This window comes from Prolixibacter sp. NT017 (assembly GCF_009617875.1).
In the GTDB taxonomy this organism is placed as follows: domain Bacteria; phylum Bacteroidota; class Bacteroidia; order Bacteroidales; family Prolixibacteraceae; genus Prolixibacter.
The window spans coordinates 4181029-4197098 of sequence record NZ_BLAV01000001.1; the positions used below are offsets into that span (position 1 = coordinate 4181029).

13 protein-coding genes are annotated in these 16070 nt (G+C 45.5%); 7 read left to right on the plus strand and 6 right to left on the minus strand.

Features of this window, described 5'->3' with window-relative positions; genetic code table 11:
• Positions 1-39: 39 nt before the first annotated feature.
• From GJU87_RS17415 to GJU87_RS17430, 4 genes are all read right to left on the minus strand, one after another.
• Positions 40-1320 carry a hypothetical protein gene (locus tag GJU87_RS17415; protein WP_153640651.1) on the minus strand — a complete coding sequence of 427 codons (1281 nt, stop codon included), beginning with the start codon at positions 1318-1320 and terminating at the stop codon, positions 40-42.
• 6 nt (positions 1321-1326) lie between these two features.
• Positions 1327-2592: a peptidase U32 family protein gene (locus tag GJU87_RS17420; RefSeq protein WP_153641497.1), complete on the minus strand. Its 1266-nt coding sequence runs from the start codon at positions 2590-2592 to the stop codon at positions 1327-1329.
• Between the two features lie 67 nt (positions 2593-2659).
• Positions 2660-5131 (minus strand): T9SS type A sorting domain-containing protein, encoded by a 2472-nt coding sequence (locus GJU87_RS17425; protein ID WP_153640652.1) that lies wholly within the window; start codon positions 5129-5131, stop codon positions 2660-2662.
• Between the two features lie 38 nt (positions 5132-5169).
• Positions 5170-5763, minus strand: a complete 594-nt coding sequence (locus GJU87_RS17430) for an LON peptidase substrate-binding domain-containing protein (protein ID WP_153640653.1) — start codon at positions 5761-5763, stop codon at positions 5170-5172.
• A gap of 318 nt (positions 5764-6081) precedes the next feature.
• Between GJU87_RS17430 and GJU87_RS17435 the strand changes: the two genes are divergently transcribed.
• Together GJU87_RS17435 and GJU87_RS17440 are read left to right on the plus strand one after the other, a co-directional pair.
• A complete protein-coding gene (locus GJU87_RS17435) occupies positions 6082-7524 on the plus strand; it encodes a glycoside hydrolase family 32 protein (protein ID WP_153640654.1) in 1443 nt (480 codons plus the stop codon).
• Between the two features lie 12 nt (positions 7525-7536).
• Positions 7537-8325, plus strand: coding sequence for a histidinol-phosphatase (locus tag GJU87_RS17440; RefSeq protein ID WP_153640655.1), 789 nt, complete (start codon positions 7537-7539; stop codon positions 8323-8325).
• 43 nt (positions 8326-8368) lie between these two features.
• Here GJU87_RS17440 and GJU87_RS17445 read toward each other — a convergent pair whose 3' ends face one another.
• Positions 8369-9313 (minus strand): OmpA family protein, encoded by a 945-nt coding sequence (locus GJU87_RS17445; protein WP_194831571.1) that lies wholly within the window; start codon positions 9311-9313, stop codon positions 8369-8371.
• 131 nt (positions 9314-9444) lie between these two features.
• On the opposite strand from GJU87_RS17445, the gene dxs reads away from it, so the two are divergent.
• From dxs to GJU87_RS17470, 5 genes are all read left to right on the plus strand, one after another.
• Positions 9445-11385, plus strand: coding sequence for a 1-deoxy-D-xylulose-5-phosphate synthase (gene dxs / locus GJU87_RS17450; RefSeq protein ID WP_228492036.1), 1941 nt, complete (start codon positions 9445-9447; stop codon positions 11383-11385).
• A 95-nt stretch (positions 11386-11480) separates the two neighbouring features.
• Positions 11481-12674, plus strand: coding sequence for a PAS domain-containing sensor histidine kinase (locus GJU87_RS17455; RefSeq protein WP_153640657.1), 1194 nt, complete (start codon positions 11481-11483; stop codon positions 12672-12674).
• 82 nt (positions 12675-12756) lie between these two features.
• The gene (locus tag GJU87_RS17460; protein ID WP_153640658.1) at positions 12757-13287 is read left to right on the plus strand and encodes a DUF177 domain-containing protein; all 531 of its coding nucleotides are present in this window, start codon (positions 12757-12759) and stop codon (positions 13285-13287) included.
• A 16-nt stretch (positions 13288-13303) separates the two neighbouring features.
• The gene (gene rpmF / locus GJU87_RS17465; protein WP_106540777.1) at positions 13304-13489 is read left to right on the plus strand and encodes a 50S ribosomal protein L32; all 186 of its coding nucleotides are present in this window, start codon (positions 13304-13306) and stop codon (positions 13487-13489) included.
• A 254-nt stretch (positions 13490-13743) separates the two neighbouring features.
• Positions 13744-14166 carry a polymer-forming cytoskeletal protein gene (locus GJU87_RS17470; RefSeq protein WP_106540778.1) on the plus strand — a complete coding sequence of 141 codons (423 nt, stop codon included), beginning with the start codon at positions 13744-13746 and terminating at the stop codon, positions 14164-14166.
• Positions 14167-14225: 59 nt separating this feature from the next.
• On the opposite strand, the gene GJU87_RS17475 is transcribed toward GJU87_RS17470, so the two are convergent.
• Positions 14226-15926: a Na/Pi cotransporter family protein gene (locus tag GJU87_RS17475; RefSeq protein ID WP_228492037.1), complete on the minus strand. Its 1701-nt coding sequence runs from the start codon at positions 15924-15926 to the stop codon at positions 14226-14228.
• Between the last annotated feature and the right edge of the window lie 144 nt (positions 15927-16070).

The window sequence follows — 16070 nt, forward strand, 5'->3', positions numbered from 1 at the left end:
CCTACAACGTCAACAATTCAGGGAACGATCCGAAGAAGGTTACTGTAAAATAACTTTGAAAGTAACCGGTGCTCTGTTCGCAATCTTCAGCTTCAGGAGATAAATACCCGCCGCCAATTTCCCGGTAGGAATACTCACTGTGGTGCCTCTCGAAGGATAGACCACGCCGCTTTTCACGGCATTGCCCGAGATGGAGAATAAATGGTAACTGAACTGTGGCAACTGTGCCTGAACTTCCATCTTAATAACACCGGAAACCGGATTACCCAATAATCTAACACCTATATCGGCAATATCGTTGATTCCAGTCGCGGTTTGGTCTACGACCAATTGCATTGTCACCGGAAGATGGTCGGAATTATTATAGAGAGCAGTAACCAAGTCTGCCGGATAATCTGCATTGGAGCCGTCAAGCAGTGATTGATTGAAATGCTGCCCGTCCTGTCCTATTGCTTCGTAGCTTCCCTCTTTGTATGAAAGGTTGTTGGTATTGTTCAGCAAATCTTCCTGAACGAGAATAAAATCGAATCGATCGTCCATACCGCCGCCCGAAGCACAACCACTAACAGAATGTGTAGACTGTGTGTGATAAAGAGCAAAATCTGAGTTGCTGTGCCAGTTTCCTTCCTGTCCAATAGGGTCATAAAAACTGTATGAAATATCGGACGGAGCGACTAAGTTCTGAAATGCCTGCTCGTCGCTGTTATACAGGTTGCAGTCTCCCGAGAAGATGACATTGCCATTCCAACCCATCCGCTCCAACTCAGCCATGATATCCTGCGTTTCGGCTGCACGCGTACTGATATCAGAAGCTTCACTGCCGGCCTTCAGGTGCACCACCACATAGTTGATGAAAACAGTATCGGCACCGTCGGCCAAATCCGGTGACTTGTAATATAGCCGGTAGAAATTGGCGTCTCGCTCAGTATTACCTAAAAACAAGTTATCCTGCCATTTCAGTGCCAACTTATTGGTGTTGTAGTACAGCATATTGACCAAATAATCACCCGAAAAAACAGCCTGGGCATATTGTGTGCGACCATTGACATTCAATGCACTATCCAGTAAATATTTGACATCTGCTTCATCACCATCCATCTCGTTTACCGTGAAAATATCCGGCAGATAATAGCTGAACAATGTTCTCAGATAGCCATTTTTATCATCGCGATTGTTCGTTTGCTGGTCGCATGAATAAACATCTTTACCATAATTCAGCAGATTGTATTGAATGACACGAAGGGTATCCTGCGCCTTTAGCTGACCAAAGAAGGCAACGAACAGGAAAAAAAGAAGGTTTAGTTTTTTCAGGTTATGCATAACTCATTATTTCGGTCGCCCCGATTTGACTTCCGAAGCATCCACAATTTTATACAGTTTGTCAGATCGTCTGATTTTTACTTCCATCGGCATCGAGAAATACTCGCCTTTCCGGGTCTCTTCCACCGCCTTTTCATCCACCCTGATTTCCGGAACAACCATTTGTACGACACCGGTTGTTGGGCCGGTAATGAGAATTTCGTCGCCAACTTTCAGGTTTTGAGTTTCCATTTTGAACTCCGCCACTTTCAGTTTGCTGAAATAGTTGGTTCCTTTACCGATGTACATCCTTTTTTTAGTCGCCCGTGAACCGTAGTTATGACTCCATTCGCCCAAACGCTGACCGAGGTAATAACCGTCCCAGAATCCTCGGTTGAAGACAGTACTTAAGCGGCTATCCCAGTTGTCAATCTTTTCCTGTCCAAATGTTCCGTCGCAATATGCTTCAACTGCTTCGCGATAACATTCGGCTACCGTTTTCACATATTCAGCACTTCGGGCCCGGCCTTCGATTTTTAGTACGGAAACACCGGAATCCAATATCTTATTCAGGAAATGAATGGTCTTCAAATCCTTGGGTGACATGATGTACTCATTGTCAATCTCCAGCTCCTGTCCGGTTTCCTTATCAGTAACAATGTACGCCCGACGGCAGGTTTGCATACAAGCTCCCCGATTGGCCGAGGAACTCGTTTCGTGTAATGAAAGATAACACTTTCCCGAGATAGCCATGCATAACGCGCCGTGAACAAACATTTCCAAGCGGATCCGTTTTCCGGAAGGACCTCTTAAATCGTCCCGTTCTATCTGTTTCGAAATCTCTGCAACACGGTCCAAGGTCATTTCGCGGGCCAGCACCATTACATCTGCAAACTGCGAGTAGAACTTTACTTCGGCATAATTGGTGATGTTCACCTGCGTTGACATGTGTACCTCTACGCCCTGCTCGCGACACATCTGTATCACGCCCATGTCGGAAGCAATTACAGCTGAAACTCCGTTTGCTTTAGCTGCCGCTATAATCTCACTAATCTTATCCAACTCATCATCGAAAATACCGGTGTTAACCGTCAAGTAAGTATTAACACCAGCTTTTTCGGCACGCGAAACAATCTCTTTCAAATCGTCGATAGTGAAGTTGTGCGACGAGCGGGCCCGCATATTCAGTTTTTCAACACCGAAATAAACCGATCCGGCACCAGCCTGGATAGCTGCCATTAACGATTCGTATGACCCGACCGGGGCCATAATTTCCACATCTTTTCTCTCCATAACCGTTTTAAGAAACTGATGCAAAGGTACAATTCCCACCCTGATCAGCAAGATGTTTTGCATACGGCTATCGCTTAATTACCTTTCGGGAAATCTGTTGGCCACCCACTTCGATGTTGACCAAATACATTCCCGGAGGATATGCGGAAAAGTCAAGCTGTTCGGTCAGCCTGCCATCGACCGGATACACCTGTCGGTTGTACATCCTTTGACCAAGATAATTGTATACAACAATATTTCCCGAATCAGCCGGCTTTTCCAAATCCAGTTCCAGCTGCATCTGATCGTGAACCGGATTTGGATACAACCTCAAATCACCAGGAGAGAGAGGAATAGTTGCTACATCTACATTATCGCCAATCAGCAAGTTATCGATGCACCATCCCCAGGCCCATGCATAAGGATCGGAATAAAGCCGGAAGCGAACGAGAATCGTATCACCGGGAGAGAAATCAGAAGATGAAGTCATATCAAGGACTCTCCGTTTGAACATATCCTTGCTTCCTTCTGTCAACGAGTTTCCGTTTTGTATATCTTGATTATAGGCAGTGAGCCAGGTACCACTGGAGGATGAATCCCATCCGGGAGCAATGGCTTTCCAGGTATGTCCATCATCCTTGGAACCTTCAACAACTACATAATCGTAAAAATCAGCGCTTCCAAAAGTTGCGTTATCAGCACCTGGTTCAACCAGCACAACCTCATCAAAAGCCATTTCCGTATTTGCATTCAGAACGACCGGTGAGCGTAACACCGTAATATAATTTATATATGGAGCTTTATCTCCCGAACCTTCATAAGGATGGGGAGAATTGAGCGCATCGTTATCGAAAAGTGAAGTTTTGGACACCGTAAAATCTGTACCCGAGAAATCATCTGTTGCTGTATTGAAATCATTTTCGTAATAGGTAACAGCAGGCAAAACCGACACAATCGATACTATGTAGTAATTCTTTGCCGGCAAGGTTGATTGATTACTGTTGGGTGAACTGTCGGTAGCCACAATCCGGTATTCCAGTACATCATTGGATGTCAAACCGGAGGGCAGTGGCACATTCGCAGCGTAGGTCGAGTCAGCAACCAAAGAAAGATCGAACGTTCCCGCATTTGAGCTATTCAACATCAGTTCTACCTTAACAGAAGCCACTCCAATATTGTCCGTTGCTGTAGCCTCGATATAAACGGAGTCCGCAGATGAAAAGACCATTTTTACCGGCACGTGCGAAAGCGAAGGTGGTGTCACATCTGGACCTACATAAAACGAATAATAGTTAGATGGAGCATGTTCCGGTTTAGTAAAGTTTCGTTGTCTCAAATCTGTCACCGAAATATAGTAATCGGTAGTGGTACCCATTGCCGGAACGGTAATACTGGCAGAGTACTCATCAGGATTTCCTGTGCTGAGCATTGTATCCACAGCTTCAGTTTGCCAGTTATCGAACGAATAGTGCAACACAACTGAAGATGTATCAATACCATAATCACCGTAAACTTTTGCAGTTACCGGCACCTCCGATGGGAGTTGATCGTAATCCGATACGGGCGTATGGACAATGTACGTGTATTTCCATCCCATTTCCGCCAGCATTCCTTCCAACAACGGTCCCGGGTCGTGGTTTGCTTCTCCGTAGGCCAGCGCATGCGTCATTAATGCATTGGCACTTCCGGCCGGATAAGTGGCATCATCCAGATGATAAAAACTGGAACCATCATTCCAGGTCGAAGGGGCATACAACCGGGGATTGGTTCCGTTGTAATCTTCGCGGGCCAACCGGCTGTCGAACTGAAGCGCATTTCCGGTAAATTGACTATATAAGTCGGCCGAGGGATTAGCGAAATAATTGGTGTCGACCAACTGTTCTCCCTGAAGATTCTGCACATACACATCGTAAATGCCCGGGAAAAGATTTGTGTCATCCCCAATTTTCCCTTCCAAACCGGTTACCGAGGCAAATCCAATAATTCCCAATCCGTGACCAATTTCGTGAATAACGACAGACACAAAATCATATTTATCGACCGGCGTATTTCCATCGGTTCCAAAATACCAGTCGGTGTTGTCAGAGTTAAAACGGGCGACCATATCAGGAGAGGTGCTTCCTAAAATATCCTGATTCGACATCTTATCTGCTAAGGCTACTGGATAATAGGTGTTTTCACGAAGTGCCCCGTTGAAATCCCGGTAATAGGAAGCTGGCCCACATGAACCGAGAACTCCTTTATCAAGTGACGTCCAGGTTGCTTTTAGTCGAATCGGGACAGGACTGTCTAAAACGGATTCCCAGACACTCACTGCATATCGAAATGCATCTGCTGCTTCCTGACTGAACCCTATCAACTCCAGACTAAAGTTTGAATTTGCTGTCGCAGATTTCAGGAAAGCATTGGGTGGTGGGACAAAACTTTTGCGAACAGAATCGCTTTTATAACATAAAGCATACCTTCCGGGAAGGCTTCGGTTATAATTCTTGGAATAGGCCTGATTTCCCAATATCAAAAAAAAGGCCAGTACGATCAGTAAAGTAAGGCGTCTTGGCATTAGCCCGGGTTTTAGGTTAATTAATTTAAATCAGGCTACTAATTTAATACAAATCTAGATCCCATTTCCTGCGTCATGGACTCTATTTGAATTTGTAATGTTAAAAAGTTGGTCAGGTTGCGTTCAAAATATTCGGGCAGCTGGTCGTCGATAAAACTGAATTTCTGATTGGACGGTATCTTCAACCGGGCGGCCAATTCGAAAATATTATTGCTGACCAAAGGCTCTGGTTCCTTTCCTTCGTCACGCATCAGCATAAACCGATGATACAGCAATAACAACCGGGGACCAGGCTTTGTATCTTCAAAATGGAGCAACTCCACATTTCCTTCCATGTACAATTTCGATGGAGAACTGCTTCGGGTCAGAAAATTGACTAACTCCACTACTTTTACCACAATATCCATCTCACCGTTGTCTGTTTGGTTCTTCACCGTCTCAATCCGAACCAGACAGCCGCGATCCTGTGTTTCACCATTTAACACATAAGGGATTCCAAACATTTGATGTGACTCCATGACGTCATTCACCAAGTGCTTGTAGCGCTCCTCAAAAATATGAAGCTCAAACTCCTCTCCCGGGAATGCAAATACACTCAACGGAAATATGGGATATGTCTGAATATCGTTCATGTCAAATGCGGTTCTTCATTTTTATAAACAAAATGACACTGCAAAGGTTGAATTCCAACTTCTTCCTGTAGCATTCAGCACAAGTGTTCAACGCAAATCCGAAGGGACAAATTCAATTTCAGCGAACTCACAACTTCTTCTGCGTTGTAAATAAAAACGTATTTGCCGCCCTAAAATTGTCAACAAAAGCCAATTGCCTTTCCTGAAATATCTGAAAAATATTTACTCCCGCTTTTTTATTCAGGAAAATGCCGGAACGTGTATATTTGTCTAAACCGGAAATTTTCCGGAAGCGTTACCACTCCTAATTTGATAAAAATGACAAAGTTCCTTAGCATGTGCGCATTAGTTACCGGTATCTTATTGTTGACTTCCGGAAGACCGGTTAAGACATATGATGAATTGTACCGACCTCAGTTTCATTTCTCTCCTGAGAAAAACTGGATGAACGATCCAGATGGATTAGTTTACTACGATGGTGAATATCACTTGTTTTACCAGTACAATCCTAACGGGAACGAATGGGGCTACATGCATTGGGGACATGCAGTAAGCACCGATTTGGTTCACTGGAAAAATCTTCCCATTGCGATTTACCCCGACAATGATTCGAAGGATAAAGTAAAATGCACCGCATGGTCCGGCTCGGCAATTGTCGACAACAATAATGTAACCCGCCTACAGGAAGGCAACTACAAAACCTTACTGGCCTTTTACACCAGCCGTGGTTGCGGCCAACGTTTGGCTTACAGCAACGACAAAGGACGTACCTGGAAAAAATATGCCGGTAATCCGATTATTCCGGAAACCCCTGGCGAAGAAACCCGCGATCCGAAAGTCTTTTGGTACGAGCCGGGCAAAACCTTTGTGATGGTTCTCTACCGTATGCCAGACGGCGATAAAAAGAAAGAGGGAATTTCCATTTACAACTCCACCGACCTGGTGCATTGGACTTTTGAAAGCCACGTAACCGGGTACTACGAATGTCCCGACCTTTTCGCCCTGCCTTTGGATGGCGACAGCACCAAGATGAAATGGGCGCTTCTGGGCGGCGATGGCTCATACATGTTGGGCGATTTCGACGGAAAACACTTCACTCCCCAGTCAGGGAAAAAGATACTTGACTACGGGAAAAATTTCTATGCCACACAAACCTGGTCCAATACTCCCGACGGCAAAAGAATTCAGATTGCCTGGATGAGGGAGAGCAAATATCCGGGCATGCCATTCACCGGACAAATGTCATTCCCCACGGTGCTTTCGCTGAAATCGACAACCGAGGGACCGCGCATTGTCAGAACTCCGGTTAAAGAAATTTCCTCCCTTTACGGGAAGAAGATGGATAAGACCGACAAGAATATTATCCCTGGCTTGAAGAACAACAACCTGCTTAGTGGAATACATAGCGATTGCTTCCGCATCACGGGTGTGTTCGATGTCAAAACATCCAATGCGTTCGGGATTACCGTCAGAAAATCGAGGAAAGAACCGGGAACGCAGATTGCTTACGATGTAAGCAACCAAGTACTGACTTGTTTAGGTTCGAAAATCCCATTGGCTCCGGTTGACAACAAAATCAAACTGGATATCCTGGTCGATCGGGCATCGATTGAGATCTTTGCCAACAATGGCGAAAAAGTCATCACCGACAATTTCACTCCTGCCGAAAAAGCGGATGACATGGAACTATGGACGCGCGGTGGTGAACTCATGGTTGATTCACTGGAGGTACATGAAATTAAATCCATTTGGAAAGAATAACTCAATCTTAACATGATGTCGATCCGCTTCGATTACCATATGCACACTCTCCTGTCCGATGGCAAAAACAGTCACGAGGACATGGTGAAAGCGGCGATTGAAAAAGGTTTTTCGGAGATTGGATTCACGGATCATTTCTGTATCAAACAACCTTGTTCGTGGGCCATGGGAGCAGATGGCCTGGAGCCAATGCTGAAGAAACTGGATGCTTTACGGAAGAAATATCAGGACCAGATTCAGATTCTTTGGGGCGTAGAGGTGGATTATTTCCCTGACAAGGAAGAAGAAATTGGGAAAGAACTCGAGCGATATTCGTTTGATTACGTACTTGGTTCTGTTCATTTCCTCGACAACTGGAATTACGATTCCGACCGCAGCCGGTACGGGGAGTTCAGCAACGACTACCTCTATCGCTGGTATTTTGCCGAACTGCAAAAAGCAGCTTCGTCAGGTCTTTTTGACACCATGGCCCATCCCGATTTGATTAAGAAATTCAGGGTTTGGCCCGAGAGCGCACAAAATGGACTTTTTAGGGAAACGGCAAAAGTCTTTGCCCAATCGGGAGTTTCATTTGAAGTGAATACGAGTGGTATTGATCGTCCTTGTGGCGAATTCTTTCCCGGAAAGGAATTTCTTAATGAGTTATACAAAGCGAAAGTCCCGGTCACGCTGGGTTCCGATTCCCACAAGGCAGAGCAAATCGGACGCTATTTTGATGATGCCCGAATCATGTTAAAAGAATTGGGATACCGAAATTTAATATGCTATCAAAAACGACAAAAAATTGAAGAACCACTATAAACAAAAAGTCCCGGCAACAACCGGGACTTTTTTATGTCTATCATTAATTCGATAGGAGCTTATACAATTCGGTCAAATCGGGCGTCAAAATAATTTCTGTACGCCGGTTCTTCTGACGGGCTTCGGGCGTATTTCTCGGATCGACAGGCACATATTTGCTTCGTCCGGCGGCCGTAATTCGTTTCGGATTGATGTTGGCATCCTGCAGCAATATCTTGGTGACGGCTGTTGCCCGCATCACGCTCAAATCCCAGTTGTCCTTAATCGCTCCGGTTCCCCGCAACGGAACATCGTCTGTATGTCCTTCCACCAATACATTGATATCCGGATTAGCCGCCAATACCTGGGCAATTTTCTTCAACGCCTGTCGCCCCTGCTGACCAACGGCATATTTCCCCGACTGAAACAACAACTTCTCCGCCATCGAAACATAAACCTGACCATTTTTTTCGGTAACGTTTATTCCCAGTTTCTTGTAGCCGGTTAACGCATTCAGCATTTTCTGCTTCAAGTCTTTTACCGCTCTGTCTTTTCTTGCCAGAAGGTCTTCCAGGTGTTGCAATCGCTGATTCTTTTCCGCCAGTTTCTTTTCCCTTGCGTCCAGATCAGCTCTTGCCGATTCCAGATTGGTAAGCAACCGTGAAATCTCATCACTGCTCCCTGATTTTACGGCAGAAATCTGCTTCTCTAAATCAGCGTTGGTAGCCTGTAACCGCTTCACTTCGCGAGCCAGGTTATCCCGCTCATCTTTCAGTGAACTTTGTTCGGCTTTCATCTTTTTCATTTCAGCCTCCAGCTGATCAGCCTTCGAACCGGCTTCGTTCGCCTTGGCCTCCATATCCTGAAGCTTCTGCTTTAACAGCAACTGACTGTCCTCGCACTCATCCAGTTTACCTTTGACCCGGTTAAACTCGCTGGTTGAGACACACGAAGGCAACACGAAAATCGTTAATAATGTGCCCAGCAGCATAACACGAAAGTTTCTCATATCTATCCTTGTCATATATTTGTAATATCAAATCGTCGAAGTAAAAATAATGAAAGACCATGCACTTAACAAACAAGTAGTGCATCTGCTTCGTATATCCCCAATAGGGATTAATTTATAACTTTGTTCCGTTGGAAAATCATATAACGATAGTGTCTCAGTTCATGGCAGAAGCGCAAACTCAGCTTCTGGAGAAAATTGAATATCCGGCAGACCTGCGCAAATTAAGCGAGAAGGAACTTCCCGATCTTTGCACGGAACTGCGCAATTATATTATCCGGGAGGTCTCATCCAATCCCGGACACTTTGGAGCCAGTCTGGGAGTGATTGAATTGACAGTCGCTCTTCATTACGTATACCAAACACCTTACGACCAACTGGTTTGGGACGTAGGGCATCAGGCTTACGGCCATAAAATCTTAACAGGAAGAAGGAAAAAATTCCATACCAACCGGCGAATGGGTGGCATCAGTGGTTTCCCGAAAATTGCTGAAAGTGAATTCGATGCTTTTGGGGTCGGACACTCGTCTACCTCCATTTCGGCAGCACTTGGTTTGATGTTGGCCGCCAAAATCAAAGGCGAAGCCGACCGCAAAGTAGTGGCCGTTATCGGTGATGGCGCCATGACCGGTGGAATGGCTTTCGAAGGCTTGAACAACGCCGCTACCAGCAACTCTGATATTTTGGTTATTCTGAACGATAACAACATGGCCATCGATCCGGCTGTAGGAGGTCTGAATAACTACCTGGTCCAGATGCAAACTTCGCCGGCCTATAACCGGCTGAAGAGTGACGTTTGGAAAATTCTGGGAAAACTGAACAAAGTAGGTCCCAAAGCCCGCCAGGTGTTGCAGCAACATCAGCATGCGCTGAAGTCGGTTTTGTTGCGCAACAGTAACCTGTTCGAATCGTTCGGATTCCGATACTTCGGACCAGTTGACGGGCACGATGTGAATGCCATGGTGAAAATCCTGGCCGATTTGCGCAACATCGAAGGCCCGAAACTTCTGCATGTTATCACCAAAAAAGGCAAAGGGTTTGCTCCGGCCGAACAGAATGCCACCAAATGGCACGCTGCTCCCGGAAAGTTCGATATTCGTACAGGCGAAGTGTTTGTTGATTTACCATTAAAACCATCTCCTCCCAAATACCAGGATGTCTTTGGAAAGACCATTGTGGAACTGGCCGGGAAGAATGAAAAAATTACCGCCATCACACCGGCGATGCCGACCGGTTCGTCATTGAACTGGATGATGGAAAAATTTCCCGAACGGACTTTCGACGTAGGAATTGCGGAACAGCATGCCGTAACTTTTGCAGCCGGACTGGCAGCCAACAACCTGGTTCCGTTCTGTAATATCTATTCTTCGTTCATGCAGCGTTCGTACGATCAGATTATTCATGATGTGGCGCTGCAAAACCTGAACGTAGTTTTATGCCTCGACCGGGCCGGCTTGGTTGGCGCTGACGGTGCCACTCATCACGGCGTATTCGATCTGGCTTATCTCAGAAATATCCCGAACATGACGGTTTCGGCACCGATGGACGAAATTGAAATGCGGAACCTGATGTACACCGCTCAACTTCCCGATAAGGGACCGTTCTCTATACGTTTCCCACGGGGAAAAGGAGTTCACCTGGAATGGGAGCTTCCGCTCAGCGAAATCCCGGTAGGAAAAGGCAGAGAGATTGCCAATGGAACGGATATCGCCGTGCTAAGTATCGGGCATCCCGGGAATTTTGCGCAAGAAGCGACGGAGGAACTCAGAAAAGAAGGTATTTCGGTACAGCATTACGACATGCGTTTTGTGAAACCGCTCGATACCGAAATTCTGGATTCGGTCATGAAGCAGTTTGACAAAATCATCACAGTTGAAGACGGTGTGATTAACGGCGGATTCGGCGGTGCGGTGATGGAGTACCTCTTTGAGAACGGATATCAGGGCCGGATAAAACGTTTGGGAATTCCCGACCGGTTTATCGACCAGGGATCGCCGGAAGAGCTTTACCGGGAATGTGGGTTCGACAGTGACGGAATTTGCCGCGAAGTCCGCAACATGATGAAAGGATAACAGCTTTTACAAAAGCTCCGGATATTCTTTTCGGCTGAGAAACCGATTCTTATCAGGAAATTTTTATCTTCGGAACACACTGTAAAACTAACATCTTGTTTCAATTTTTCAGCAACCGGAATTTTAAAGGAGTACTACTGGGCTTTGCTTTTCTTATCAGCATCGGTACATTTATCTATACCAAAACATTAGTCGATAAGCTAAAGCAGGAAGAACACCGGAAAGTAGAATTGTGGGCGCAGGCAACGCACCGCCTGGCTGAATCGCATAATTCTTCGGGAGACGAACTGGCTTTTACCTTTGATGTAGTGGAAAACAACCAAACGGTTCCCATCATCGTCACCGACCAGAATGATAGTATTCTCTACGACCGGAACCTGGAAATTGCTGACGGCCCGGGCAAGCAGCAAAAACTGCGACAGGTACTGGCTAACATGAAAAAGCAGTATCCGCCCATCGTTATTCCCATTTCATCTGGCAAAAAAAATCTTATTTACTATAGTAATTCCGTCTTGCTAAAGAAGCTCCGGTATTATCCACTCGTACAGCTTCTTATCCTCATCCTGTTCATCTTAGTTGCTTACATCGCGTTTAGTGCTTCGCGTGTGTCGGAACAAAACCGTGTTTGGGTCGGAATGGCTAAAGAAACGGCTCACCAGTTGGGAACGCCGATCTCTTCGATGATGGCCTGGGTGGAATTGCTGCGAATGCAGAATGTGGATGAGTCAATCGTGTCCGAAATTGCCAAGGACACCGAACGACTCAACCGAATTACCGAGCGCTTTTCGAAGATCGGCTCAACGCCGGAGTTGACCGAAACCAATGTAGTTGAAGTATTGGCCAACTCGATTGAATATCTCGAAAAGAGAAGCCCTAAACGGATTTTGTTCACCTCGAATTTTAATCCTTTCCAGGAAATTATGATTCCGCTGAATACTTCGCTTTTTTCCTGGGTTATCGAAAATCTGTGCAAAAACGCCATCGATGCGATTGAAGGAAAAGGGGAAATCAATGTTTCGCTGTATGTAGCCCCGGAGGAGCTTTACATTGATGTGAGCGACACAGGAAAAGGGATTCCGAAAACCAGTTTCAGAGAGGTTTTCCGCCCGGGGTACACGACAAAGAAAAGAGGCTGGGGATTAGGACTATCACTGGCTAAGCGTATTATCGAAAATTACCACAACGGACATATATCTGTCAAACACTCGGAGATAAACAAAGGAACCACGTTCCGTATCGTTCTTCACTCCGACGAAAACCTGACCGAGAAAATCACTCAACCTGTTTAATATTAAGAATTTCAAAATTATCAGGTTTTTTTCTGTGGTATATTAAAAATTTATACTTTTGCAAAGCTAAAAAAGGAAGGTTGTGAAATACCTGAAAAACTATATTATTCCTTTCTCCGGATTGAAGGAGGGAAAACATCAGTTCCAGTTCGAAGCTGACGAGCGCTTTTTCAGGGAGTTTGAAGAGTCGGAGATTGAAAGAGGTGAAGTGAATATCGAGGTAGAACTCGAAAAACGGACAACCTACTTATCGCTTGACTTTAAATTGACTGGAGGCGTTCAGTTAGTTTGCGACCGGTGTCTGGACAATTACGACCAGCCATTGGATAACGATTTTAAGCTCTACGTGAAGTTCAGCGAAGAACCGCAGGTAGATGATGACGAAGTGATGTATCTCCACCCCAATGATCATCAGGTAGAGGTAGGTCATTTGATATATGAATTTATTGTTCTGAGCTTACCGGCAAGACATGTTCATCCGGATGATGAAAACGGCGAAAGCACTTGTGACCCGGATATGCTGGATAAGCTCGATGAATACGATCATCCCGGAGACGGCGATGAACCCATCGATCCGAGATGGAATGATTTGAAAAAGATTATTGGTAACTAAGTAAAGTTGATTTAAAATGGCACATCCGAAACACAAAACGTCGAAAACGAGAAGGGATAAGCGCAGAACGCATTATAAAGCAACTCCTGCTACCATGGCAACTTGTTCAAACTGCGGTGCTACTGTGAAGTATCACACCGTATGTAATGAGTGCGGCCACTACAGGGGTAAACTCGTTATTGAAAAAGAAATTACTGTTTGATTTCCATAGCAGAAAGAAAATTCTTTCTGTCTATTTGGTTTTTTCATGGCTTTAAAAAGGCTTTTCTGAGCACAGAAAAGCCTTTTTATTTTTACACCCGTCGTGTTTCTCCATCCTTTATTTTATTGATAAATATCCGCCTCCCTTTCGATTTTAAGAAGAATACTGTTCACGAACAGTTTCAAAACTTGTTGGCTTTTATTATCTTCATCGGCTAAAGTCAAGACAAATTGTTTACGTTAAAACCGAAGAAAATGGCAAAACCCATCATCCAAAACGAAGTGAAAGCACTGAACACGATTGCAAAAGATACCATGATTAAAGGGGATATCAAATCGGATGGTGATATTCGAATCGACGGTGCACTGGAGGGGAACCTGGAATGCAAAGGTCGGGTAGTACTCGGTCCCGATGCCAAGGTAAAAGGAACCGTTCGTTGCCGTTTAGCCGACATTATGGGGAATCTTGAAGGGGAAATTTTTGCTTCGGAACTGATGACATTGAAAAACACAGCCGTTATCAACGGCGACCTGACCATGGGCAAATTATCGGTTGAGCCGGGAGCTCAGTTTACCGGTAAATGTTCGATGGGAAGTGCTGGCTCTGGTTCAGCATCAGCTCCGAAAGCTCAGTCTGCTCCGGTACAACCGGAAGCCAAGCCGAAAGAAAACAAGTAAAGGCTGCTTTCACAAAGAAATTTGAATCCCTGGAAAATACTTCCGGGGATTTTTATTTATCAGAGGTTGGCGCTTACCGATTCGAGCGATTCGGAAACGTTGATGGCATAATCGGCCAGCCGTTCACATTCGTTGAAAATGTCGTTGTAAATACTGCCTTTCTGGTAGTTGTACATTCCTTTTTCCAGGTTCTCCAGATGTTCTGTTTTCAGAATATCTCGGAATACGTTGATCTCTTCCTCCTTTTTCCGGGCCACCGAAGCATCTACCCGGTCTTCCGTTTTCAGGTTGAACTCCATGATTTGGATCGTGTCGTCCACCAGGCTGAACAGAATCTCCAGATTCTCCAGCGGTTTTCCCGAAAAGGTGATTTGCTGTTCGTGTGCGCGATTAAACGCCCGACCAATATTATAACACGAATCACCAATGCTTTCGATGTTATCAATCAACTTAAACATCGATGACAGCACCCTCGAGTTTCTCACACTCAGCCGCGTCTCTCCCACTTTCGTCAGATAGTTGGCAATTTCAATCTCAATGCCGTCGCATATTTTCTCTTCACTTTCCAGTCGTTGAAATCGCAATTCAAATCTCTTATCAGGAATTTCGGTCATTAGCTCCTGTACATCCTTAAACATTTTCGAAACCCGCTGGCCAAAGAGAGAAATCTCTTCGCGTGCCAGGTAAAGCGATGCTTCCGGTGTTGACAAAAGTCCAATTTTTATATGCTGCAAAGTGAACGCACTTTCTGCTTCTGCTTTCCGTTCGGGAACTAAGCGGGTTACAATCCGGGCAAGCGTCTTCGTGAAACCGATCAATAGCAACATGTTCAGCACATTAAACAAGGTGTGGAACAGCGCCAGTGCCACGGGAATGGCACTACTCGATTCAAACGGATTGCCACCGCCCAGGTCTTCGGTCAGAAAAGCAACGCCTTTCAGGAAGAAGGGAAAGATGATAAGCATCCAAACCACCCCGGCCAGGTTGAAGAACAGGTGTGCCCGGGCAGCTCTTCTTGCATTGGTATTGGCCACCAATGCCGCTACGTTGGCCGTGATAGTTGTCCCCAAATTCTCGCCCAGCACCATCGCAGCAGCCATGTCGAAATTAATCCATCCGTTGTTGCACATCACCAACGTTAGGGCCATGGTTGCACTGGACGACTGGATCAAAATAGTTAACAAGGTACCGATGAGCATAAAAAGAATGTATCCCAGGTAACCCATGTGGGCATATTGCGACAGCCAGCCCAACACTTCGGGATTGCTGCTGACATCCGGCACAGAAGTTTTCAGGAATTCCAGACCAATGAACAGCAAGCCAAAGCCCATCACCAGTTCGCCCCACGATTTACGCGAACGAACACGGGAGAATAATACGGGCAGTGCTAAACCGACCATCGGCAAAGCTATTTGCGTGATGTTGAACTTAAATCCGAAAAGGGAAATAATCCAGGCTGTGACCGTCGTACCGATATTCGCCCCCATTACCACACTGATGGACTCGAGCAACGAAAGCAGTCCTGCATTCACAAAACTGACAATCATAACAATGGTTGCCGAAGAGGATTGGATGAGGGTGGTGATAAGGATGCCGGTTAAAACTCCGCGCATACGGTTGGCTGTCATCGATGCCAGAATAGCGCGCAGTTTATTGCCCGCTACCTTTTGCAGCGATTCACTCATCAGCTTCATCCCGAAAAGGAAAACAGCCAGCGAGCCAAGTAGCCTTAGGAAATCAACAAATCCGTAGTTCATCATTCTGGTAAAGGGGGGTTAGGCTGTGCCGAATTTAAAGGTTTTGATACAAAACTGAAAAGCGAATGAAACAAATTTTACCCAATGGCAAAGAAATATTTTCATCTCCATCATTTCTATCAAAATTGACTGTTCCGATTCCTTATT